Annotated in this window: 15 protein-coding genes; 3 read left to right on the top strand and 12 right to left on the bottom strand. The window is 64.6% G+C overall.

The features are described from left to right. Nucleotides 1-2: 2 nt before the first annotated feature. A complete protein-coding gene (locus GGC65_RS05820) occupies nucleotides 3-3,179 on the top strand; it encodes an efflux RND transporter permease subunit (RefSeq protein ID WP_192646293.1) in 3,177 nt (1,058 codons plus the stop codon). Here the strand turns inward: GGC65_RS05820 and GGC65_RS05815 are convergent. Together GGC65_RS05815 and bglX are read right to left on the bottom strand one after the other, a co-directional pair. Beyond that, complete coding sequence (locus tag GGC65_RS05815) at nucleotides 3,171-4,409, bottom strand: MFS transporter (RefSeq protein ID WP_192646292.1); 1,239 nt, start codon at nucleotides 4,407-4,409, stop codon at nucleotides 3,171-3,173. The two genes, GGC65_RS05820 and GGC65_RS05815, sit on opposite strands and share 9 nt — an antisense overlap. Before the next feature lie 44 nt (nucleotides 4,410-4,453). Then, nucleotides 4,454-6,772: a beta-glucosidase BglX gene (gene bglX / locus GGC65_RS05810; RefSeq protein ID WP_192646291.1), complete on the bottom strand. Its 2,319-nt coding sequence runs from the start codon at nucleotides 6,770-6,772 to the stop codon at nucleotides 4,454-4,456. Between the two features lie 251 nt (nucleotides 6,773-7,023). Between bglX and GGC65_RS05805 the strand changes: the two genes are divergently transcribed. Beyond that, entirely contained in the window at nucleotides 7,024-10,086 is a 3,063-nt protein-coding gene (locus GGC65_RS05805) for a TonB-dependent receptor domain-containing protein (RefSeq protein WP_192646290.1), read from the top strand. A 68-nt stretch (nucleotides 10,087-10,154) separates the two neighbouring features. After that, on the top strand, nucleotides 10,155-11,642 hold the full coding sequence (locus GGC65_RS05800) for a glucoamylase family protein (protein ID WP_192646289.1): 1,488 nt from the start codon (nucleotides 10,155-10,157) through the stop codon (nucleotides 11,640-11,642). Nucleotides 11,643-11,651: 9 nt separating this feature from the next. On the opposite strand, the gene GGC65_RS05795 is transcribed toward GGC65_RS05800, so the two are convergent. The 10 genes from GGC65_RS05795 to GGC65_RS05750 form a co-directional block, all read right to left on the bottom strand. Then, the gene (locus GGC65_RS05795) at nucleotides 11,652-13,823 is read right to left on the bottom strand and encodes a glycoside hydrolase family 2 protein (protein ID WP_192646288.1); all 2,172 of its coding nucleotides are present in this window, start codon (nucleotides 13,821-13,823) and stop codon (nucleotides 11,652-11,654) included. 2 nt (nucleotides 13,824-13,825) lie between these two features. Continuing rightward, nucleotides 13,826-14,698 carry an endonuclease/exonuclease/phosphatase family protein gene (locus tag GGC65_RS05790; RefSeq protein WP_192646287.1) on the bottom strand — a complete coding sequence of 291 codons (873 nt, stop codon included), beginning with the start codon at nucleotides 14,696-14,698 and terminating at the stop codon, nucleotides 13,826-13,828. Continuing rightward, nucleotides 14,695-16,041 carry a GH1 family beta-glucosidase gene (locus GGC65_RS05785; RefSeq protein WP_192646286.1) on the bottom strand — a complete coding sequence of 449 codons (1,347 nt, stop codon included), beginning with the start codon at nucleotides 16,039-16,041 and terminating at the stop codon, nucleotides 14,695-14,697. The genes GGC65_RS05790 and GGC65_RS05785 overlap by 4 nt, the downstream gene beginning before the upstream one ends. Continuing rightward, nucleotides 16,038-16,793, bottom strand: a complete 756-nt coding sequence (locus tag GGC65_RS05780; protein ID WP_192646285.1) for an alpha/beta hydrolase-fold protein — start codon at nucleotides 16,791-16,793, stop codon at nucleotides 16,038-16,040. The genes GGC65_RS05785 and GGC65_RS05780 overlap by 4 nt, the downstream gene beginning before the upstream one ends. 23 nt (nucleotides 16,794-16,816) lie before the next feature. After that, nucleotides 16,817-17,632, bottom strand: a complete 816-nt coding sequence (locus tag GGC65_RS05775; RefSeq protein ID WP_192646284.1) for a carbohydrate ABC transporter permease — start codon at nucleotides 17,630-17,632, stop codon at nucleotides 16,817-16,819. Then, on the bottom strand, nucleotides 17,629-18,525 hold the full coding sequence (locus GGC65_RS05770; protein ID WP_318780125.1) for a sugar ABC transporter permease: 897 nt from the start codon (nucleotides 18,523-18,525) through the stop codon (nucleotides 17,629-17,631). The genes GGC65_RS05775 and GGC65_RS05770 overlap by 4 nt, the downstream gene beginning before the upstream one ends. Then, entirely contained in the window at nucleotides 18,522-19,805 is a 1,284-nt protein-coding gene (locus GGC65_RS05765; RefSeq protein WP_318780124.1) for an extracellular solute-binding protein, read from the bottom strand. Before GGC65_RS05765 ends, GGC65_RS05770 begins: the two co-directional genes overlap by 4 nt. 1 nt (nucleotide 19,806) lies before the next feature. Further along, nucleotides 19,807-20,826, bottom strand: a complete 1,020-nt coding sequence (locus GGC65_RS05760; protein ID WP_192646283.1) for a LacI family DNA-binding transcriptional regulator — start codon at nucleotides 20,824-20,826, stop codon at nucleotides 19,807-19,809. A gap of 117 nt (nucleotides 20,827-20,943) precedes the next feature. Then, on the bottom strand, nucleotides 20,944-22,026 hold the full coding sequence (locus tag GGC65_RS05755; protein ID WP_192646282.1) for an ABC transporter ATP-binding protein: 1,083 nt from the start codon (nucleotides 22,024-22,026) through the stop codon (nucleotides 20,944-20,946). Between the two features lie 22 nt (nucleotides 22,027-22,048). Further along, nucleotides 22,049-23,413 carry an MFS transporter gene (locus tag GGC65_RS05750; RefSeq protein WP_225940688.1) on the bottom strand — a complete coding sequence of 455 codons (1,365 nt, stop codon included), beginning with the start codon at nucleotides 23,411-23,413 and terminating at the stop codon, nucleotides 22,049-22,051. Nucleotides 23,414-23,555: the final 142 nt, after the last annotated feature.

Below are 23,555 nucleotides of genomic sequence, written 5' to 3'. Positions count from 1 at the left end.
CCATGATCGCCTCTATCGTCAATTTCGCGGTCGCGCGGCGCTGGCTCGTGCTGCTCGTCACCGCCATCGCCACCGTGATCGGCGCCTGGGCCTTGGCGCGCCTGCCGATCGACGCCGTTCCCGACATCACCAACAATCAGGTCCAGATCAGCGCCCGCGCACCTGCGCTGTCGCCCGAACAGGTCGAACGGCAGGTCGCCTTTCCGATCGAAACCGCGCTCGCTGGCATCCCTGGACTCGAAAGCACGCGCTCGCTCAGCCGCAACGGTTTTGCCCAGGTGACTGCGGTCTTCACCGACACCACCGACATCTATTTCGCGCGCGCACAGGTCGCTGAGCGGCTGCGCGATGCCGAACGCGCTCTTCCCGAGGGCGTCGACGCCGAAATGGGGCCGATCGCGACGGGACTGGGCGAGGTCTTCATGTGGGCCGTTCATATGGAGCACCGGAAGGATGACCGGCACAAGCCCGGCGAACCGGGAATGCAGCCTGACGGTAGCTATATCACGCCCGAGGGCGACCGGCTGACGACCGATGCCGAAAAGGCGACCTATTTGCGGACGACGCAGGACTGGATTGTCACGCCGTTGCTCAAACCGATCCCGGGTCTTGCGGGTGTCGACACCATCGGCGGCTATGTAAAGCAATATCAGGTCGTGCCCGACATGCAGCGCTTGGCTGCACTTGGACTAAGCTTGAGCGATCTCGCGGAGGCTCTGGAAGCGAACAATCAAGCTATCGGTGCGGGCGTCGTCGACCGCAATGGCGAGGGGCTGGCGGTGCGCTCCGACGCGCGCATCGGCGGCGCGGAGCAACTCGCGCAGACGGTGATCGCGACGCGCGGCGGAGTGCCGATTCGCCTCGATCAGGTCGCCAGCGTGCGCACGGGACAGGCGATCCGCATGGGATCGGCGTCCGAAAATGGCCGCGAGGTCGTCGTCGGCACCGCGATCATGCGGATCGGCGAGAACAGCCGCAATGTTGCGGGACGCGTCGCCGGCCGGCTTGAGGAGATCAATGCCTCGCTGCCGACCGACATCGTCATTCAGCCGGTGCTCGACCGCACGGGGCTCGTCGATGCGACGATCCGCACCGTGGCGAAGAACCTGACCGAGGGCGCGCTGCTCGTCATCGTCATCCTCTTCCTGCTGCTCGGCAATTTTCGCGCGGCGCTGATCGCGGCGCTCGTCATCCCGATCACGATGCTGCTGACCAGCTTCGGCATGCTCAAGGGCGGCGTGTCGGCAAACCTGATGAGTCTCGGCGCGCTCGATTTCGGGCTGATCGTCGACGGCGCGGTCATCGTCGTCGAAAATACCCTGCGACGCATCGGCGAACGGCAACACCAGCTCGGGCGTACGCTCGATCGCGACGAGCGTCTTGGCGTCGTCGCGGCGGCGGCGCGCGAGATGATCCGGCCATCGGTCTATGGTCAAGCGATCATCATCCTCGTCTATGTCCCGCTGCTGACGCTCACGGGGGTCGAAGGAAAGACCTTCACCCCGATGGCGTTGACGGTGATCGTCGCGCTGGTGGCGGCATTCGTCCTGTCGCTCACCTTCGTGCCCGCGATGCTCGCCATTTGGCTGTCAAAGCCGGTCGAGGAAAAGGAAGGGCGGATCATGCGCTGGCTCGGCGCACGCTACGAACCCGGGCTCGATCGCGCGATGGGAACGCCACGCAAGACGATGCTGGCGGCGCTTGTTGCGTTGCTGCTCGGCGCGGGCGCTTATGTCACGCTGGGACAGGAGTTCCTGCCGCAACTCGATGAGGGCGATCTTACCGCTCAATTGCTGCGCGTTCCCGGTACCTCGGTCGATCAGAGCCAGGCGATGCAGCTCCGCGCCGAACGCGCTCTCGCCGCGCTACCCGAGGTGAGGTTCGTCTTTTCGAAAACGGGCACGGCGGAACTCGCATCGGACCCGATGCCGCCGAACATTTCCGACACCTTCATCATCATGAAACCGCGCAAGGACTGGCCCGACCCGCGACTATCCAAAGCCGCATTGACGGCAAAGGTCGAAAAGACGCTCGCCGGCCTGCCCGGCAACGCCTTCGAGATCAGCCAGCCGATCCAGATGCGTTTCAACGAACTGATCGCCGGGGTGCGCGGCGACGTCGCGGTCAAGATCTTCGGCGACGACAGCGATGCGATGGCCGCGACCGCTAACCGCATCGCTGCGGTCTTGCGCAAGACCGAAGGCGCGACTGACGTCCGCGTCGAGCAGACCGAAGGCCTGCCGATGCTCGATATTCGGCCGAACCGCGACGCGATGGCCGGGCTCGGTATCACGGCTGCGGTGCTACAGGAAACTGTCGCGGCAGCGGTCGGTGGGCGCGACGCCGGGGTGATCTTCGAGGGCGACCGGCGTTTTGCCGTCACCATCAGGCTCTCGGACGCCGCTCGCGCCGACTTCGCGGCGCTGGGACAGGTGCCGGTGCCGACCCCGGGCGGGAGCTTCGTCCCGCTCGAAAGCGTCGCAGAACTCGTGGTGGTCGACGGCCCGAACCAGATTAGCCGCGAAAATGGCAAAAGGCGGATCGTCGTGCAGGCGAATGTTCGCGGTCGCGACGTCGCGAGTGTGGTCGAGGACGCGCAAAGCGCAATCCGCGAAGAGGTGCGCCTGCCCGCGGGCCAATATGTCGAATGGGGCGGGCAGTTCGAAAATCTCGCGGCGGCGCGCGACCGGCTCGCGCTCGTCGTCCCGGCCTGCTTCGCGCTGGTCCTGTTCCTCCTCTATGGCGCCTTGCGTAGCGTCCGCGACGCAGCGATCGTCTTTACCGGCGTGCCACTCGCGCTCGTTGGCGGCACGCTCGCGCTGGCTTTGCGCGGCATGCCCTTCTCGATCTCGGCGGCGGTGGGCTTCATCGCGCTCTCGGGCATCGCGGTGCTCAACGGGCTGGTGATGGTGACGTCGATCCAGCAGTTGGTCGCCGGGGGCAAGGCGCCCGCCGACGCGGCAAGGGCGGGGGCACTCGCAAGGCTGCGGCCGGTCGTGATGACCGCGCTCGTCGCCTCGCTCGGCTTCGTGCCCATGGCGCTCGCGACGGGGGCGGGGGCCGAGGTGCAAAAACCGCTCGCCACGGTCGTCATCGGCGGGCTGATTTCGGCGACGCTGCTCACCCTGTTCGTGCTGCCCACGCTCTATGCGCGCTACGGTCGCCCGCAACTAAGGTAACAACCTGCCTTCGTCGCGCCGCGGCATCGGCGCGACGAAGTGCAACACCAAAGCCGACAGGACCAACCAGCCGGCCGAGAAGAGGATCGCGGCGGGCAGCGACGCCAGATCGGCGATCAGTCCGAGCGTGTAGGCGCCAAGCGCCATCGCGCCGAAGGTCACCGCCTGATAGATCGACAGGCAGCGGCCGAGGATTTCCTCGGGCGACCGCAGTTGCATCGCGACGTTGAGCGTCGTCAGCGTCGACACCCACGCGCCGCCCGCGACGAACGCCGCGACGATGATCCACGGCAGGCTGGCGGTCAGCGCGACCGGCAGCATCGCAGCGGCGAAGACGAGCGAGGCGGCGGATACCACACGGTCGCTGCCCCAGCGGCGCCGCGCCGCGCCTACCCACAGCGCGCCGACGATCGACCCCGCGCCAAAGGCGGCAAGGCACAGGCCATAGATGATCTCGGTTCCGTGCAGCCGGTCGCGGACGAGCGACGGCAGGAGCGCCTGGAACCCCGCCGCACCGAAGCCGAAAGCAAAGCCACGGATCAATACGCGGCGTACCGGGTCCGAATGGGCGCAGAAACGGATGCCGGCGGCGATCGCGGTCAGCATCGGCGTGCGCCGTGGAGGCACGGTCTCGGGGTGCCAGCGCAGCAGCACGACGATCAGCGCCAGATAGCTTAGTGCATTGAGGCCGAAGGCCGCGGCGGTGCCGACAATGGCGACCAGCATGCCGCCGAGCGCCGGACCGGCACTACGGGCAAGGTTGAAGGCGATGGTGTTGAGCGCGATCGCCTGCGGCAAATCCTTTGGTCCAACCTGCAGCCGCACCGATGCTTGCCACGCCGGCCCGTTGAGCGCCGTCCCGCACCCGACCGCGAGCGTGAAGAAGAGCAAGGTCAGCGGGCTGATCGCATCGAGATAGGTCGAGAGGGTCAGCAACGCGGAGACGATCAGCATTCCGGTCTGCGCCGCCAGCATCACGCGCCGCCGGTCGAAATTGTCGGCGATTGCGCCGGCGAAGATGCCGAGCAGCATGATCGGGATCGTCGCGCCCGCCTGCACCAGCGCGATCAGCAGGTGCGACTGGGTGAGTTCGGTCATCAGCCACGCGGCGGCGACCGACTGGATCATCGACCCCATGTTCGACGCGAGGTTCGCGATCCAGATCGCCCGAAACGCCGGATAGCGGAACGGTGCGAGCGCGGAGGGCGGGGGTGGCGTGTCGGGACTCACTCGGACGCGGGTAACCCGCCCCGCCACCCTCGGCAAGGCCGGCGCTATTCGGTCAGTTCGAAAGCGGCCTCGGATCCTTCCGCCGACGACGGGCCGACCCACAGCTTGAACTCGCCGGGTTCGCTACCCCAGCTCATGTCCTGCCGCGTGAAGGCCAGGTCGGCGTCGGTGAGCGTGAAGCGCACCGTCCGTTTCTCTCCCTTCTTGAGGCTGATCTTCTCGAAGCCCTTGAGCTCCTTGACCGGCCGCGTCACCGACCCGACGAGGTCGCGGACGTAGAGCTGCACAACCTCTTCGCCGTCGCGCGCGCCGCTATTGGTCACAGTGACCGTCGCGATCAGCTTTTCGCCCGGACGGATTTTCGCCTTGTCGAGCGTCACCGGCGAGTAGGCGAAGCTGGTGTAGCTGAGGCCGTAACCGAACGGATAGAGCGGCGTGTTCGGCGTATCGAGATAGCGCGAGACATATTTCGCGTTCGGATCCTCGGGCTTGATCGGCCGGCCGGTGTTCTTCATGTCGTAATAAATCGGAACCTGCCCGACATTGCGCGGGAAGGTGACGGGCAATTTGGCCGACGGATTGTAATCGCCATAGAGCACATCGGCGATGGCATGTCCGCCCATCGTGCCCGGATACCAGGCCTCGAGAATCGCATCGACATTGGCGTCCGCCCACTCGATGCTGTTCGGACGCCCGCTCATCAGCACGAGGATGATCGGCTTTCCGGTCTTCTTGAGCTCTTCGAGCAACGCCTGCTGGTTGCCCGGCAGGTCGAGCGAGGTGCGGCTCGCCGCCTCGCCGGTCATGTTCCAATGCTCGCCCATCGCGGCGACGATGACGTCCGATTTCTGCGCCAGCGCAATCGCTTCGGCAAAGCCATCGGTCTTGCCAGCATCGGCGAACTGATAGCCCGCGCCCTGTGCATAGGCGACCGTCGTCCCCTTGGGCGCGCGCGCCTGCATGCCCTCCAGCAGGGTGACGGGGCGGGTCTTGCGGTCACCCGCGGCGGACCAGCTGCCGATCATGTCCTCCTTGCTGTTGCCGAGCGGGCCGATCACCGCGATCGATTTCGCGGTCGCGGCAAGGGGCAGGGCGTTGCCCTTGTTCTTCAGGAGCACGATCGACTTGCGCGCCACGTCGCGCGCCGCCTCGAGGAAATCAGGGCGATAGATGGTCGCCTTTTCGCGCGCCTCGTCCGAATAGCGATAGGGATCCTCGAACAGGCCGAGGCGATATTTCATTTCGAGGATCGCCTTCACCGCCGCATCGACGCGTTTGACGTCGACCTTGCCCTCGGCGACCGACTTGGCGAGGTGGTCCATGAACACCGCGCCCTGCAGATCCATGTCCACCCCGGCGTTGATCGCCTGTTCGCCGGCCTGTTTCAGGTCGCGCGAATAGCCGTGCGGGACCATTTCGTTGATCGACGTGTAATCGGTTACGACAAAGCCCTTGAACCCCCATTTCTCGCGCAGCACGTCGGTCAGCAGATAATGGCTGCCCGACGCGGGCACGCCGTCATATTCGTTGAACGAGGTCATGAAGGTCGCGGCACCGGCATCGGCGGCGGCCTTGAAAGGCGGCAGATAGATGTCGCGCAGCGTGCGTTCGGAAATATCGACCGTGTGATAATCGCGGCCCGCCTGCGCGGCGCCATAGGCGGCGAAATGCTTGGCGGTCGCGAGGATCGTGTCGACGCGTTTCAGATCGTCGCCCTGGAATCCGCGCACGCGCGCGACGGCGATCTTGCTGCCGAGATAGACATCCTCGCCCGCGCCCTCGGACATGCGGCCCCAGCGCGGGTCGCGCGCAACGTCGACCATCGGCGCGAAGGTCCAGTGGATGCCTTCGGCCGAGGCTTCCGTAGCCGAGATTCGTGCAGCCTTTTCAATCGCTTTAAGGTCCCAGCTCGCCGATTCGCCAAGCGAGATCGGGAAGATGGTGCGGTGGCCGTGGATGACGTCGTATCCGAAGAGCAGCGGAATCTTCAGCCGCGTTTCCTCGACCGCCAGTCGCTGCAACTCGCGCGTATATTTGGCGGTAAAGGCGTTGAAGATCGACCCGATGCGGCCCTTACGGATGTCGTCCTGATAGCCTTGGCGGATCGTCGGACCGGTCGAATCCCAGTCGCTGGTCAGCAGCGATAGCTGCCCGACCTTCTCGTCGAGCGTCATCTTCGCCATCAATTCCGCGATGAAGCGATCCATCTTCGGATCAGGGCGCATCCAACTCGCGGAATCGGCGGCCGTCGCCTCACTGCTGCTTGCGGCAGGTTTTGCGAACAACGGTGTGGAGGCAAATGTTCCAGCCACCATCAGGGTGGCCAGCGTCAGGCGTGTGAGGTTGCGCGTCATCGGCGGCATGATTCGTCCTTCCCGGTCGGGTCTGCTTATACATTGTCACGCGGATTGGCCGATTTTCGGCCGGAAACGGGCTGGTCCCCGATTGCATCCGTCTGTGTCGCTTCCCCCTATACAGTGATCGTGAAACCGGTTACAAATCAAAAAAACAACGACGCGGTTTCCCGCGACTCGTCGCTGCACCGGAGGCAAGGCCGGTCGGCGAAGGATACGAGCGCGAGGAAAAGTCGGGGTTCGCAATAAGGGAGGATGCTGTGAAGTTTTCGCATAATTTTCAGACCGTTTCCGCGCGCCAGTCGTCTGCGCGCAGGCTCGCGGCCGCGCTTGCGTGGAGTAGCGCCGCAGCGGCGCTTGCGGCAGCCGTCGCGACCCCTGCTCACGCGCAGGTCGCCGGTGCATCGCTCCGTGGGACGGTGAAAGCCGAGGGCGGCGTGTCCGAAGTGACTGCGGTCAACGTCAACACCGGCCTGACGCGTACCTCGACTGTCGGCGCCAAGGGTGGGTACAGCTTTGCTTCCTTGCCCGTCGGCACTTACCGTCTCGAACTGACGACGCCGCAGGGCAAGCGTCAAACCGACGAATTCAACCTGAACGTCGCGCAAAGCGCGGTGCTCGATTTCGACTTCTCGCAGCCCGACATCGCCGAGGGTGGCGACGACGCGATCATCGTCACCGGCAGCCGCATCCGTTCGATGGAAGGTGGCGAAGTCGGCACCACCATCTCGCAACGCCTGATCGACCAGCTCCCACAGAATAACCGCAACTTCCTTGCCTTTGCCGACCTTGCGCCGGGTGTGCAGTTCATCACCAACGCCAGCGGCCAGTCGCGCCTGCAGGGCGGCGCGCAGGGCAGCAATTCGGTCAATATCTTCATCGATGGCGTCGGCCAGAAGGATTATGTGCTGAAGAACGGCATTACTGGCCAGGATTCGACGCAGGGTAACCCGTTCCCGCAGCTCGCGATCGGCGAATATCGCGTCATCGGTTCGAACTATAAGGCGGAATATGACCAGGTCAGTTCGGTTGCGATCACCGCGGTGACCAAGTCGGGCACCAACGAATTCCACGGCGAAGGCTTTATCGACTTCACCAACCAGAGCCTGCGCGACCGCACCCCTTCGGAAAATTTCCCGACCTATATTCCCAAGATCAAGACCCGCGATATCCAGTTCGGCGGCGCGCTGGGCGGGCCGATCATCAAGGATATGCTGCACTTCTTCGTGACCTATGAAGGCAAGCGCCGCACCGAACCGCGCACGATCACGCCGGGCCTCAATCTGCCGGTCAGCTTTTTCCCGACCGAATATCAATCCAATTTCGGCACGGCCAGCGAGACGTTCAACGAGAATCTCTACTTCGGGAAGCTCAATTTCACCCCGACGTCGAGCGACCTGTTCGAATTGTCGGGCAAGTATCGCGACGAAACGGGCGTCCAGATCAACAATGGCATTGGCGCCTACGATACGCGCACACTTGCGAAGGTTGCGGAGTGGCGTGGTCTCGCCCGCTGGGAACATACGGCCGATACGTGGGTCAATGATTTCAAGGTCGCCTATGAGGATGTGACCTGGGGGCCGCGGCCGGCCGTGTTCGGCAATGTGACGCTGTTCAATGCCACCGTGCCCGGGGCGCTTCCGGGGACGACGCAGCGCGGCGATATCCTGCGCATCGGCGCTGGTCGCAACTTCCAGGACAAGGGCCAGAAGGGCTGGCAGGTTTCGAACGACTTCACCTACACGGGCCTGGAAGGCCACACGTTCAAGGTCGGCGTGAAGGCGAAGTGGGTCAAGCTCAACACGAACGAACAGGGCGGCGTCAATCCGCTCTTCATCTACAATGCCCTCTATCCCGCGGGCGGCGCCTTCAACGACACCATCCCTTACCGGATGGAATTCAGCGCCCCGGTGACCGACGGCGACCCCAATATCCGGTCGAAAAATTTCCAGTTCGGCATTTACGCGCAGGATGACTGGGAGGTCACCGACCGGTTGACGGTCAATGTCGGTCTGCGCTGGGATTATGAGCGGACGCCCGCGTTCCTCAACTATGAGCACGACCCGGCGATCGCGGCGTTCGTCAGCGGACAGGCAGCGTATACGGCGCCCAACGGCACGGTGACCCCGGCCTATACCAACCTGCTGAACGCCGATTACGACATCAACGACTATATCTCGACCGGTTCGGAGCGAAAGGCATTCAAGGGGGCATGGCAGCCGCGTATCGGCTTTACCTACGAACTCGATGACGAGGGGCGTTTCGCGATCTTTGGCGGATATGGCCGGTCCTATGACCGGACCCAGTTCGACTTTATCCAGCAGGAGCTTCGCCAGGGGCTGTTCGCCAACCGCGTCTTCAATTTCAACAATCCGGGCGATGCAACCAATGTCTGTGACCCCAGCGCCACCTGCATCGCGTGGAATCCCGTCTATCTGACGCCCGAGGGGCGCGCAGACCTGATCGCCGGCCTGCCGCCGGGGGCAGGGCGCGAGCTGCGTTTCATCAAGAATGACCTGAAGACGCCTTATTCGGATCAGTTCAGCCTTGGCGTGCGCGGACGCTTCAACCTGCTCGAAGCCGAAGTCGGGTATAGCTATGTCACGAGCAAGGACGGTTTCGTCTACCTGCTCGGCAACCGGCGGCCCGATGGCAGTTTCTTCCCGCCGACGGGCAGCCCCGATTCACCTTTCGGCTCGCCCCCGGCGCCTTTCGGGTCGATCATCCTCGGCGACAACGGGCTGAAGACGAAGGCGCATACGGCTTATCTCAAGCTGACGAAGCGCTACACCCAGGCGTCGCCGTGGAGCCTTGATGCGACCTACACCTACACCGATGCGAAGGAAAACCGCCAATTCGGTGAAGTGTTCAGCCTCGATTTCCCGAATATGGACGATTATGGCTACATCACCGCGACGGGTGTGCGCAAACATCGCCTCGTCATGGCCGGGACGGTCGATATTCCGTGGGGGCTGACGCTGTCGGGCAAATTCCAGATCGCTTCGCCCAAATATCTCGGCGCGATCGTCAATACCGTGGGAACGGGCGGCACGCCGCCGTCGCGTGACGCAATTTCGACGAAGACCGAGGGGAATGGCGATCGTTGGGGTTATCGTCAGATGGACCTGTCGATCACCAAATATGTGCCGATCGGTTTCATCAACGACGAAGCGCGCCTGCGTTTCCGTCTCGACATCATCAACCTGTTCAACGATCGCAACTTCGGCGGGTTCGACGCACTCACCGGATTGCGCAACCAGAACGACCTGGCTCTTGACGGGCCGCCGCGGACGATCAAGCTTTCGGCCGGTTTCCAATTCTGACCGGCTGACAGGCGCCCGGCCCGCACCCCCTCCCGCAGGCCGGGCGCCTCACTTTTTTGGAGTATCGAATGTCGTTTCGTATCGGGGCATCGCTCCTGCCCCTGTTCGCGCTGACGGCGGCTTGCGCCGCCACCCCGGCGCCGTCGGCCGCCACCCCGGCCGCGACGCTGCCGCCGATGACCGAAGCGGCTTTCTCGGAAGAATTGAGCGAGCGCACCTTCCGCTATTTCTGGGACACCACCGATACCAAGCGGTGTCTCGCGCCCGATCGCTGGCCGAGCAATCCCTTTTCGTCGATCGCCGCGACGGGCTTCGCGCTCACCGCTTATGGCATCGGCGCCGAACGCGGCTATGTGATGCGCGCCGAGGCGGCAGAGCGCACGCGCGATTGCCTGCGCTTTTATTGGACGGCACCGCAGGGCCCCGACGTTGCGGGCGCGGCCGGTTACAAGGGCTTTTTCTATCATTTCCTGAAAAATGACGATGGAACGCGCTTCCGGAACGTCGAGCTTTCGACCGTCGACACCAGCCTGCTGCTTGGCGGAGTGCTGTTTGCGCAAAGCTATTATGACCGGCGCGATCCGGTCGAAGCCGAGATCCGCGACCTGGCCGAGAAAATCTACACGCGCGTCGACTGGCGCTGGGCGCAGCGCAATACGACCGGAACGCAGGCGACGAACCAGCCGAATTCGCACGGCATCACGATGGGCTGGAAACCCGAAGCCGGTTGGGAACCGCACGACTGGATCGGCTATAACGAGGGGATGCTCGTCTATATCCTCGCGCTGGGCTCGCCGACGCACCCCGTCGGCAAGGACGCGTGGGACAAGGGGTGGGCGGCCGACCTCGAAAAGGACTGGGGCAGCTATTACGGACAGCAGCATCTGCAGTTCGAGCCGCTGTTCGGGCACCAGTATAGTCACGTCTGGGTCGACTTCCGCGGCATCCGCGACGATTTCATGCGCGGCAAGGGCATCGATTACTTCGAAAACAGCCGTCGCGCGACGCTGGCACAGCGCGCCTATGGCGCCGAAAACCCGAACAAATGGGCGGGATACAGCGCAGACATCTGGGGCTGGACCGCGTCCGACGGGCCCGGATATTCGGAAGGGAAATATAGTGTGAGTGGCACCCCGCGCGCGTTTAACGGCTATACGGCGCGCGGGGTCAGCGCGATCCGCGTTGTCGACGACGGCACGGTCGTCCCGACCGCGGCGGGCGGCTCGGTCGCCTTTGCCCCCGAGGTGGCGATCCCGGCGCTGATGGCGATGCGGACGCAATATGGTGAGCGGCTTTATACCCGCTATGGCTTCAAGGACGCGTTCAACCCCAGCTTCACTTTTGCCGGCGTGCTATCATCCGACGGAAAGGTCGATCCGGTCCACGGCTGGGTCGCGAACGACTATCTCGGCATCGATCAGGGGCCGATCCTCGCGATGATGGAAAATCACCGCAGCGGCTTCGTGTGGAAGGTAATGCGCAAGAATCCGCATATTGTGCGGGGGCTCAAGCGCATCGGTTTCGAGGGCGGCTGGCTCGACGCGGCGAAGGAATAGCCAAGCCGTTTATGGCTGGATCAGCGTCCAGTCGACCGCGTCACTCACATCCTTGCCGTCGAAGCGCGCCGTGGCGACGGCGCGGTTCGCGCCCGGCGTGAGGCGGATATCCCTGACCTCGCAGATGCTTTCCACGCACGCGATGTCGCCGAGCGGCTTGCCGTTGAAGGTCACTGCGACGGCGGGCGCGTTGCTGTAGACCTTGATCTTCGTCAGCGGCTCGGTGCGTACAGTCCAGCGGCGGCTGGTGATATGGACGACGGGCGCGTCGGACCACTCGGCCTTATAATAGAAGAAGGCGTCCTTCTTGACCTTGCGGTCATAGGTCACGAGCCCCTTGTCGTTGACGTCGGTGGCGTCGCCCTCCTGTCGGATCTTCGACGAGAAATCGAACATGTTCCAGATCCAGTTGGCCCATAGATAGGGCCGATCGCGAAGCTGCGGCCAGGTTTGTTCGTGGTACCAGTTCTGGAATTCCTCGGGATGCATCCGGCTGGCGTGGGCGATCTTGTGCTTCGCCCCGTCCTCGACATGCTGGCTGAGCGCGCCGCCGGCGCCATATTCGCTAACCGAAATCGGGATCGCCGGATAGCGCGCGTGCATGCGGTCGAGATGCGGGCCGAGGTCGGAGACGTCGCGGTAATACCAGCCATAATAGCGATTATAGCCCATCAGGTCGGAAATGCCGGTCAGCACCGGCTGGCGCGGCCGCTCGCCGGCCGGAACCGCGCCCTCGTGCGTCGCTTCGCAGCAGTCGGCGAGCACGGTCGGGCGTGTCGGGTCCTCGGCATGCGACAGCGTGTTGAGTTCGCGCAGCAGCGGGCGCGCGTCGGTGGCGGGCGGAGCGCGCCCGGTGACGACGTCGAGGTCGACCTCGTTGCCGATGCCCCAGGTGACGATCGAGGGGTGGTTGTAATTCTGGCGGATCAGTTCGACCATCTGCGCCTTTGCATTGGCGACCAGTTCGGTCGATCCCGGCGAACCATCGTTCGACGGCCGGTTGACGAAGGGCACCTCGGCCCAGACGACCATGCCGGCGCGATCGGCAAGATCGAACCAGTCGGGCGCGTGCTGGTAATGGGCGAAGCGGACGGTGTTTGCGCCCATTTCGGCGATCAGCGCCATGTCGCGCGCATGATCCTCGGGCGCGAGTGCCCATCCTTTGCCCAGATAATCCTGATGCCGGGATACGCCGTGGAGCGGAAGCTGCTTGCCGTTGAGGTAAAAGCCCGTGTTCGGATCGACACGGAATTCGCGAAAGCCGACGGGGACGGTGACGCTGTCGATCGTACCGCTACCGTCCGCCAGCCGCGTTTCGAGACGATAGAGATAGGGATCGACGCGCCCGTTCCAACGCCGCGGGGCGGCGACATCGAGCCTTAAACTGACCTCGCCCTGCCGCGCCGTGAGCGGCGTCGTGCCTTCGGCCACCGTCCGCCCCGCGCCGTCGCGAAGGACCGCGACAAGGCTTTGTCCGGCGATTGCGCCGGTCAGCTTGACGCGCACGGCGAGCTTGCCCGCGCCGCCCACGATCGTCGGCGTCGCATAGACGCCGGGTCCGCCATGGTCGTCGAGCGCGATGTGGCTTGGCGCAACATGAAGCAGGCGCGCGGGGCGATAAATGCCGCCGTGGATGAAGAAATCGCCGTCGAGCGGCACGATATGCTGGGTCGTGCTGCCGCTAACGGGCGCGCTATTGTCGGCACGGAGCAGAATGGTGTTTGGCCCCGCCGGGTCGAGGAAATCGGTGACATCGAAGCGGAAGCGCGAAAAGGCGCCGGCGTGGCTGCCGACATGGCGGCCGTTTACCCATAGGTCGGCGAGATTGCCGACGGCGTCGAATTCGATGACATGACGCTTGCTCACGGGCAGCGTCGCGCCGTCGAGGCGCAGACGGTACCAGCCCTTGCCTTGGCGGTTGTCGGTCGCGTCGGTGCGGCCGATGCGATATTCGCCCAGCCGGTTCCATGTGTGGGGCAGGGCCACCGTCTGCCAATCTGTATCTGCCAGGGCCGCCGCGGCTTCGGGCGTCAGGGTATCGTCGAAACGGAACTGCCATCCCGTCGCCAGTTCGGTCGCGGTTCGCGCTGCGACCGGGGCGGCGGGCGGCGGCACAGGAGCAGGATTAGCCGAACAGGCGGCCAGCAGCACCGCAAGCAGCGCTGCCAGCCCCCATCGCATTTTCAGCAGCCCTTGCCGACGCAAAGGTCGGCGAGCACGGGATAATGGTCGGAGGGCAGGCGCCCGCCGGTTTGCTGGGTCAGCGTCGCGTGGCGCAGCACCGTCACGCCTTCATTGACGAAGATATGGTCGATCGGGCTAGGGTCGAGCTGTTCGATCTTGAAGCCGGTGAAGGTGCCGAGCGGGCCGAAATGCGGGGTACGGCTGATCGCCAGCGTATCGTGCAGCGCGATCTGGCCGGGCGTATCGTCGACGATTGCGCCATGCGCAGGGCTCGTCGCCGGACTGTTGAAGTCGCCCATCAGCACCACCGTCTCCCCGGCCTTGCGATTGTCGCCGATCCAGCGGCGAATCTGTTTCGCGCTTTCGATCCGCGCTGTCGTGCCGATATGATCGAAATGGGTGTTCACAACCAGCAGCATACGTAGCGAAGCCTTGTCCTTCAGCCGTGCCCAGCTCGCGATGCGGGGGAGCGCGGCGTCCCATCCCTTGTTTGGGGCGTCGGGGGTCGGCGACAGCCAGAAGGTCCCCGATCCGACGAGCGCGAAGCGGTCGCGACGGAACCCCAGCGGCGAAAATTCGCCCTTGTCCTTGCCGTCGTCGCGCGCGACGCCGACGAATTGATAGGCCGGTAGGTCGGCCTCGACCGCCTGCTTCTGATGTTTCAGCACCTCCTGCATGCCGACGAGGTCGGGGGCGTAATAAGCGACGAGGGCGGTAAGGGCGCTCCGCCGGTGCGGCCAGGCGTTGTCGCCGTCCGATGCGACGTCGAGCCGGATGTTATAGGTCATCGCCTCATAATGGTCGGCACGGTCTTTCGCCGCGGCGGGCAGGGCAAGCAGTGCCGCCGCGAGCACCAGGATTTTGCGGGTCATCCGAGGTTTCCTCCGTTCGAAGCGATCACGCTGCTGTAAAAGCGCGCGCTGCGTTTGGGCGTACGAACCTGCGTTTCATAATCGACATGCACGATCCCGAACCGCTTCGAAAAGCCGAGCGACCATTCGAGATTGTCGAGCAGCGACCAGGCCATATAGCCGCGCACGTCGACCCCCTTTCTGATCGCGTCGCCGATCGCCGAAATATGGGTGCGGAGGTAATCGCAGCGCAGCGGATCGTCGATCCCGTCGGGCCCGGCCTTTGGCGGATCGTAGAAGGCGGCACCATTCTCGGTGATATAGACAGGAATGTCGCCATAGGTGTCGCGGAACCAGACGAGCATGTCGGTCAGTGCGGGCGGATAGACTTCCCAGTCGGTCGTCGTGTGCGTGGCATTCTGCCGCACCGGTGAGGCGCCGACCGGCCACTGGTGCGGGTCGGCCTTCACGACGTTGCGCGTATAGTAATTGATGCCGATGAAATCGACCGGCTGGTTGATGGCTTTGAGGTCCTCGGCGGACCATATGGGCCAGGCTTCGCCGAACACCTCGGCGAGTTCGGCGGGGTAGCTGCCCTTGAGTGCCGGATCGAGATACTGGCGATTCATATAGGCGTGTGCACGCGCGGTCGCGGCGATGTCCTCGGCGCTGTCGCTCGCCGGATATTTGGGCTCGATGTTGACGACGAGGCCGATTTCATGCGCGCCTTCGCTGCGATACGCCTCGACCGCCGCGCCGTGCGCGCGCATCAGATTATGGCTCGCAATCGGCGTCTCGAACAAATTGCGGTGCCCCGGCGCGAGTGCGCCGTGGAGATAGCCGCCGTCGGTGATCACCCACGGCTCGTTGAGCGTCACCCATTTCTTCACCCGCCCGTCGAGGCGGCGGTACATCACCGAACCATAGTCGGCGAACCAGCTGGCGATATCGCGGTTGAGCCAGCCGCCCTTGTCGTCGAGCGCTGCGGGCAAATCCCAATGGTGCAGCGTCAGCAGCGGTTCGATGTCGTTCTTCAACAGTTCGTCGACGAGACGCTCATAGAAATCCAGCCCCGGCTCGTTCACGCGCCCGATCCCTTCGGGCAGCACGCGGCCCCAGTTGACGCTGAAGCGATAGGCCTTGAGCCCCAGTTCCTTCATCAGCGCGACGTCGGCGGGCATGCGGTTATAATGATCGCACGCGACGTCGCCCGTGTCGCCCTTCACCGCCATCAGCCGCGGATCGTGGCTGAACCGCTGCCAGATGCTCGCGCCCGCGCCATCGGCGAGCGGCGATCCCTCGATCTGATAGGCGGCGGTCGCCGCGCCCCAAAGGAAATCGTCGGGGAAGACACTCTTGCTCATTTTTTGTCCTTGTCGGTATTCGTTGGGGAGGGAAGTTTCTGTTCGAGCAACCAGGCGTAGAGCGCCGGGTCGTCATAGGCGGGGTCCCAGGCATTGTGGCCGAGATCGGGATAGATGGTCAGGCGCACCTTGCGGCCGCCGCACGCGCGGATCGCGCGCGCCATGTCGAAGCTGCCTTCGGGGACGACGACGTCGTCGCGGTCGCCGTGAAACGCCCAGACGGGCAAGTCCATCAACCGGCACGCCTCGCCCGGATTGCCGCGTCCGGCAACCGCCGTCACCGCGGCAAATCGTTTCGGCTCGGCGATCGCCCAGCGCCAGCTGGCATGGCCGCCGCGGCTGAGGCCGGTCAGGTACACGCGCGCCGGGTCGATGCGATAGGTTTTGGCGACATGGTCGACCAGCTTGTCGAGCTTCTCGATGTCCCAGTCCTGATCGGTGCCAAGCAGGGGCGATACGGTGAGAAAGGGGAAGGCGGGGTCGCGCTCGGCGATCTTCGGCGGACCGTGGACCTTCACTTTCGCGACATCGTCGCCGCGTTCGCCCGACCCGTGGAGGAAGATCAGCAGCGGATATTGCTTCGCCGTGTCGGTCAGATAGCCCTTTGGCACGAACAGCTGATAGGGATAGTTGCCCGCCTCGATCGGCTGCTGCGGCGTCTGCCCCTCGACTGGCGGAGCGGCTTTCGTCTTCGCGGCAGCCGGAGCAGCGACGAGCGCAAGCCCTAGCAACGCCGCGGTCCAATATGTCATGCGTCTGTCCTTGGTTGATTGGGTCATCCCTTGACGCTCCCGGTCAGGAGGCCGGTGAGGTAGAAGCGCTGGAGCGCGAGGAAGAGGATAAGCACGGGCAGGGTGGTGACGACCGCGCCTGCCATCATCAGCTCATTGTCCTGCACATGCTGGCGGCTCATCGCGGCGAGCGCGACGGGCAGCGTGTAGAGATCCTGATCGGCGAGGATGATCAGCGGCCACATGAAATCGTTCCAGCTGCCGAGGAACACGAACAGCGCCAGCGTGACGATGATCGGGGTCAGGATCGGCAGGACGATACGGCGGAGGATCTGTCCCTCGCTAGCCCCGTCGATGCGTGCCGCCTCGAGCATCTCGTCGGGGATCGACAGGCAATATTGGCGGACGAGGAAGATGCCGAAAATGCCCGCGAGCCAAGGCACGAGCGCGCCGGCATAGCTGTTAACGAGGCCCATCGCCTTGAGTTCGAGAAACAAAGGCAACATCCCGATCTGCCCCGGCACGACGAGCGCCGCGACGAGCAGGCGAAAGGTCGCGTCGCGCCCCTTGAAGCGCAGCTTGGCGAAGGCGTAACCCGCCGGGATGGTGAAGAGCAGCGCAAGCGCGGTCGCGAGCGTCGAGATCAGCAGGCTGTTGAGCAGGAAGCGCCCGATACCGAAGCTGCCAAACAATATGCGGTAATTGTCGAGACTGGGGTCGCTCGGCAGCAGGGGCGGCGGGAAGGCGGACGCCTCGCCGCGCGCCATGAAGCTGACCGAGAGCATCCAGAGCAGGGGTGCGATCGTCACCAGCGCGACGAAGGCGGCGAGCAAGGTTACGGACCAGCGGCGCAAGCTCATATCGCACCGCTCCGTCTCGCGAGCCGCAGCTGCACCAACGTCACCGCAAGGATGCAGAGGAAGAGCAGGAATGCGACCGCCGCGCCCGATCCGAGGTTCCACCATTTGAACCCCTCCTCGTACATGAAATAGAGGATGGTGACGGTTGACTGCGCGGGGCCGCCCTGCGTCATCACATAGGGTTCGGCGAACAGCTGGAACATCCCCGCGACGGTCAGCACCGACACCAGCAGCACGGTGGGAGCAATCGCCGGGAGGGTGACGTGGCGGAGCCGCGTGAACCAGTTCGCCCCATCGATCCGCGCCGCCTCGTCGAGCTCGCGCGGCACCGTCTGGAGCGCGGCGAGGAAGATGATCATATTATAACCGAAAGTCTTCCACCCGACGAAGATCAGGATCGCGGGCAGCGACGCATTGGGGTCGCCGAGCCAGTCGATCGGCGCGATGCCGAACAGAGAGAGCAGGTAATTGACGAGGCCGTAGCGCGTGTGGAGCAGATAGCGCCACACCACCGCGGTCGCGACGAGCGTCGTTACATAGGGCGCGAACAGCGCGACGCGCCACACTGGGCTCCATTTGAGCCAACGCGAATTGACGAGCATCGCGGCGAACAGCGACAGCGCGACGATGAAGGGCACGCCGAAGCCGACAAACAGCAATGTGTTCGTCACCGCCTTCCAGAATAGCGGGTTACCGATCAGTCTTTCGTAATTCTGGAAGCCGACGAAGCGCAGATTGCCGATGTCGGCGAGCGCATAGATGTCGAAATCGGTGAAGCTCAAAAACAGCGACGCGACCGCCGGCAGGACGAAGAAGAGGATGATCGCCGCAAGCGCGGGCGACGACATCGCCCAACCCGCGCGCGCTTCGCTGACCCGGCCGACGGCGCTCACCGCGCCTGTCCTTTATCGAGCATCCAGCGCCGCTTTTCGAGCAGGCGGTCGGCGCGGACGTCGATCTCTTTCGCCGCCGCGTCGACGCTATACTCGCCGCGCACCATGCGCTCGGCGACGATCTGCATTTCGGTGACGATGCGTTCCCATTCGGGCACCTTGGGCAGCGGGGTTGCGTGGTCGAGTTGCGTCGCAAAAGGCGCGACGATCGGGTCGCCCGCAAGCCCGGTTTTCGTCCAAACCGACCTCCGTGCAGGCAGGTCGCCGGTGAGTTGCTGGAACTTCAGCTGCGCGGCGGGCGCCATCAGCCGCGACACCAGATCCCATGCGGCATCGCCATGATCGTGGCCCGCGAACACGACCAGGCTCGATCCGCCGGGTGCCGCCGATCCGATGCCGTCGGGGCCGGGGTTTGGGGCGGTTGCCCAATCGTTCTGCTTGTCGCGGGTGAGGCGGCTCTTCAGGTCGCTGATCGTCCAGGGGCCCGACAGGAACAGGCTGAAATAGCCCTTCGCAAACTCGTCCCAGACGTTGGAGATTTGGGCCATCGCCGCGACCGGCGCCAGCCCCTCGTCGAACAGCGATTTGTAAAAGGCGAGCGCGGCCTTGAATTCGGGGTCCGAAAAGGCGCCGCGTGCGCCATCGTCGCGCAGCATGCGGGCTCCCGCCGACAGCGCGAGCGTCGTCAGCTGCTCATATTCGTTGAGTGGATAGAGGAGCGCATAATTGCCCGTGCCGGCCTGACGCTTCACTTTGTGGAGCGCCGTCTTCCATCCGGTCCAGTCCGCGGGCGGCGCATCATATCCAGCGCGCGCGAACAGATCCTTGCGGTAGAATTGCAGCCGCGTGTCGACATACCAGGGGATCGCCCACGCCACGCCCCCGATGCGGTTAGTTTCGACGACCGCGCCGAACTGGTCGTCGAGCAGCGCGAGCGCGCGTTCGGGGACCGGCATGATCGCGCCGATCGCGGCAAGCTCGGCGATCCAGCTGTTGCCGACCTGCCCGACCGTGGGCAGCGATCCCCCCGCAAAGCTGGTGAGCAATTTTTCGTGCGCTGCGGTCCAGGGCAAGGGCTGAACCTCGATCGCGGGCGCATTTGCCGGCCAGCCGATGATCTTCAGCAATTCGGGCAGGCTGGCCGCCTCATTGCCCATCGCCCAGACGGTCAGCGCACCGTCGCTGCGCGCGCCGCATGCAGCAAGCGCGGGGAGCAGAGGCAGCGCCGCGAGCGCGCCCGTCATCTGGCGCCGCGTTACCTCCATCGGGCGCCCGCGCACATCATGGCTGCGCAGTCATCGCCTGGGCCGCCACCGCGGTTGTCCCGCGCGCGATCAGCGCCGGGGTCAGGATCGTCGCGCTCGCGCTGCCCAGCGTCTCGCCGCGCAGGATGCGCAGCAACATCATCATCGCGGTCGAACCCAGCCGGTCGATATGAACCTGCATCGTCGACAGCGACGGATTGAGGTGGCGTGCCAGCGGGATGTCGTCAAACCCCGCGACCATGACATGACCCGGCACCGATTTGCCCGCTTCGGCGAGCCCGGCGATCAGTCCGACCGCCATCTGGTCGTTCGCGGCGAACACCGCATCGGCGGGCAGCTGTCCCTGCACGAGCAACTGCGCGGCCTTCACACCGCTTTCTTCCGAGAAATCGCCGGGCAGGATCGCCGGATTGCGCACGCCCCCGATCTTCGTCATCGCATCGACGAAACCGCGCTGGCGGTCGCGCGCGTCGCGGTTATGCTTCGGCCCGGCGATATGCACGACATGCCGCGCGCCGCGCGCGAGCAGTGCCTCGGTCATCGCATAGGCGCCCTGATAATTGTCGACCGCCACAAAGGGCAGGTCGAGCGAGCCCGCGTCGTAATTGAGCAGCACCGTTGGCAGCGCCGGATCGAGATAATCGGCGAGCAGTTCGGGCTTCAGGTCGGGCGGCATCACCAACAACCCGTCGACGCGCCCGCGCATCGCGGCGATCGCCGCAGCGGTTTCGTGCGTACTGCCGTGCATATTGCCGAGCAGCAGATGCATTCCCGATTCATGCGCGACGAGGTCGATGCCGCGGATGATCTCCGAAAAGAATTCGCCGAACAGGTCGGGCAGGATGACGCCGACGGTGTCGGTCTTGCGCCGCGTGAGGCTGCGCGCGCCGCTGTGGGGTACGAAATTCAGCTTCTTGACCGCCGCCATCACCGCGGCCTTCGTCGGCGCGGTGACGTTGCCGAGCCCGTTGATCGCCCGCGATGCCGTCGCCACCGAAACCCCCGCTTCGCGGGCGACGTCCCTCAATGTAGCCATGCCGTCGGGCCCCTTTCCCTCATGTGGCGCCAAGTCGCTGTTGCGACTCTCTATTTTCATCCTTGCCGGGCGCGGAAACGTTCACAACGTAACCGGTTACACTGGCCAAATGCAAGGTCATTCCCCCGCCTTCGGCAACGCCTGACCGTCCGCGCCGAACAGGTGCAGTCGGGTGGGCGGTAGCGCGGCAAAGATCGTGTCACCCTCGCCAAGACTGCCGTCGTCGCGCAACTGGCAAGCGATCGGCTCGTCGCCTTCGCGTCCGCCCAGATGCAGCGTCGCGAGCCCGCCAAGCCGCTCGATAAAGCGGATTGTAAAGGGCAGCGCGCCCGGAGCGTCGCCGAGAATGATATCGTCCGGCCGGATACCGATCGACAGCGGTGTGCCGGCGGCCAGCGGCGCCGCAAGCGGGGGCAGGGCGATGCTGCGCCCGTCTCCCAGCGTCGCACGGCCACCCTCGGCTACCGTTGCGGACAGGATATTCATTCGCGGCGTGCCGAGGAATTGCGCGACAAATATATTCGCCGGCCGCGCGTAGAGCTCGCGCGGCGTGCCGACCTGCTCGATCCGTCCGTCGCGCAGCACGATGATCCGGTCGGCGAGCGTCATCGCCTCGACCTGATCGTGCGTGACGTACAGCGTCGTCGTGCCGAGCTGGCGGTGCAGGCTCGCGAATTCGTAGCGCATCCGGACGCGCAAATCGGCGTCGAGGTTTGACAGCGGTTCGTCGAACAGGAAAATCTGCGGCTGGCGCACGATCGCGCGGCCGATCGCAACGCGCTGGCGTTGCCCGCCCGACAGCGCCGCGGGTTTGCGGTCGAGCAGCGCCTCGATATTCAAAATCTCCGCCGCGCGCTGCACGGCTTCATCTATTTCGGTCTTGGTCGCCTTCGCGATTTTCAGCCCGAACGCCATATTCTCCCGCACCGTCAGATGCGGGTAAAGCGCATAGGATTGGAACACCATCGCGATGCCGCGCTCCGACGGGGGCAGGCCGGTGACATCGCGGTCACCGATGACGATACTGCCGCCGGTCAGTTCCTCCAGCCCCGCTACCGACCGCAGCAGCGTCGACTTGCCGCATCCGGAGGGGCCCACGATCACCGTAAACTCGCCGTCGGCCACGTCGATCGACACGCCCTTCAGAACCTCGGTGGCACCGAAGCTCTTGCGTGCATCGCGGATCGACAGCCCGGCCATGGCCCCCTCTTTCTTCAGGCCTTTAGTGAACGGTCGCGCCCGCGCTCGCCTGCCGCGCCGGCGCCCGCCCCGCTGCGATGGCGAAGATGCAAAGCGCGACATAACAGGCGGCCGGCAGAATCAGCGCGGCAGCATAGCCGACCGAGCCCGACAGCAGGCCGATGAAATAGGGGATCACCGCCCCGCCGACGATCGCGGTGCACAGCAGCCCCGACGTCGCTTCGGCGCGCGCGGTCGAGCGTTCGAGCGTCAACGTGAAGATCACCGGGAACATGATCGAATTGAACAGGCCGATCGACAGCGCCACGAAGCCCGCGGTCACACCGCCGACAACAACGACATAGAGGCAGAGCAAAGCCGCGATGGCAGTAAAGGTCGCAAGCATCTTCGACGCCGAGAAGCGCGCAAGCAGCACCGACCCGATCGCGCGGCCGACCATCGCGCCGCCCCAGTAGAGCGCCACGGCCTTGCCGGCTTCCTGCAACGAAACGCCTGGAACGCCGTCACTGCCCATGATCCAGCCGAACGTGCCGAACGCGGCGTCGGACTGTCCCCAGATCGCATCGCTGTTTAGGAACAGCGCCATCTGCGTGCCGATCGCGACCTCGGCGCCGACATAGAGGAAGATCGCCAGCCCGCCGAGCAGCGTCCAGCGCGACGACAAAGCCTCGCGGATCAGTTCGCCCATGCTTGCGTTGCTGCCCATCGGCGCGGGCGGCACCGCTTCGTTGACGATGCGGCGGCTGACCCAGAAGAACAGCAGCAGCGCGACGATCAGGCCGCAGATCCAGAAATAGGCCGAATCGATCCCCGCAAGCGCCTGTGCACGCACGGCTTCGGTGACCACCGTGCCTTCCTTGACCTCGACGCCTTCGAGGAACAGATGCGCGCCGATCAGCGGGCCGAGAAAGGTGCCGAAGCTGTTGAAGGTCTGGCTGAAGGTCAGGCGGAAATGGCTGCGCTTCGGATCGCCTAGCGCCGCCGCGAGCGGGTTCGCCGCGACCTGCAGGATCGTGATGCCGCTCGCGAGAATGAAGAGGCCTGCAAGGACGAGCGGGTAAATCGCGAGGTTCGCGGCGGCCAGCATCACGAGGCAGCCGACGACCATTGTCGACAGTGCGGTCAGTATCGACGGCACCGAATGGAAGCGCGCGATCAGCGCGGCGGCGGGAAAGGACATCAGGCCATAGGCGATGAAGAAGGCCGAGGCCGACAATTGGGCCTCTGCGTCGCTTAGCGTGAAGATGCCCTTCACCGCGGCGACGAGTGGATCGATCAGCGAAGTAATGAAGCCCCAGGCGAAAAACAAAACGGTCACCGCGGCAAAGGCCGCCATCGCGTTGGAGCGACCGCCGCTAGGGGTGGTCGCCTGGCTGGGCACGTTCATCCGGAATATCCTCTTCGCCGAAACTATGGTATGCGCAGCGGTCTAACGAGCGGTCCGGGGCAATGCAACCGGTTACATTTTTCGGCTTCCGGCTTCGCTTTTCTGTGTTCCCGCCATTGATCCCGCACCACGCGAAATAATC

This window comes from Sphingopyxis sp. OAS728 (assembly GCF_014873485.1).
Taxonomy (GTDB): domain Bacteria; phylum Pseudomonadota; class Alphaproteobacteria; order Sphingomonadales; family Sphingomonadaceae; genus Sphingopyxis.
The sequence above is the reverse complement of the archived record's forward strand: the minus strand, read 5'-3'. Positions and strand labels throughout refer to the sequence as shown.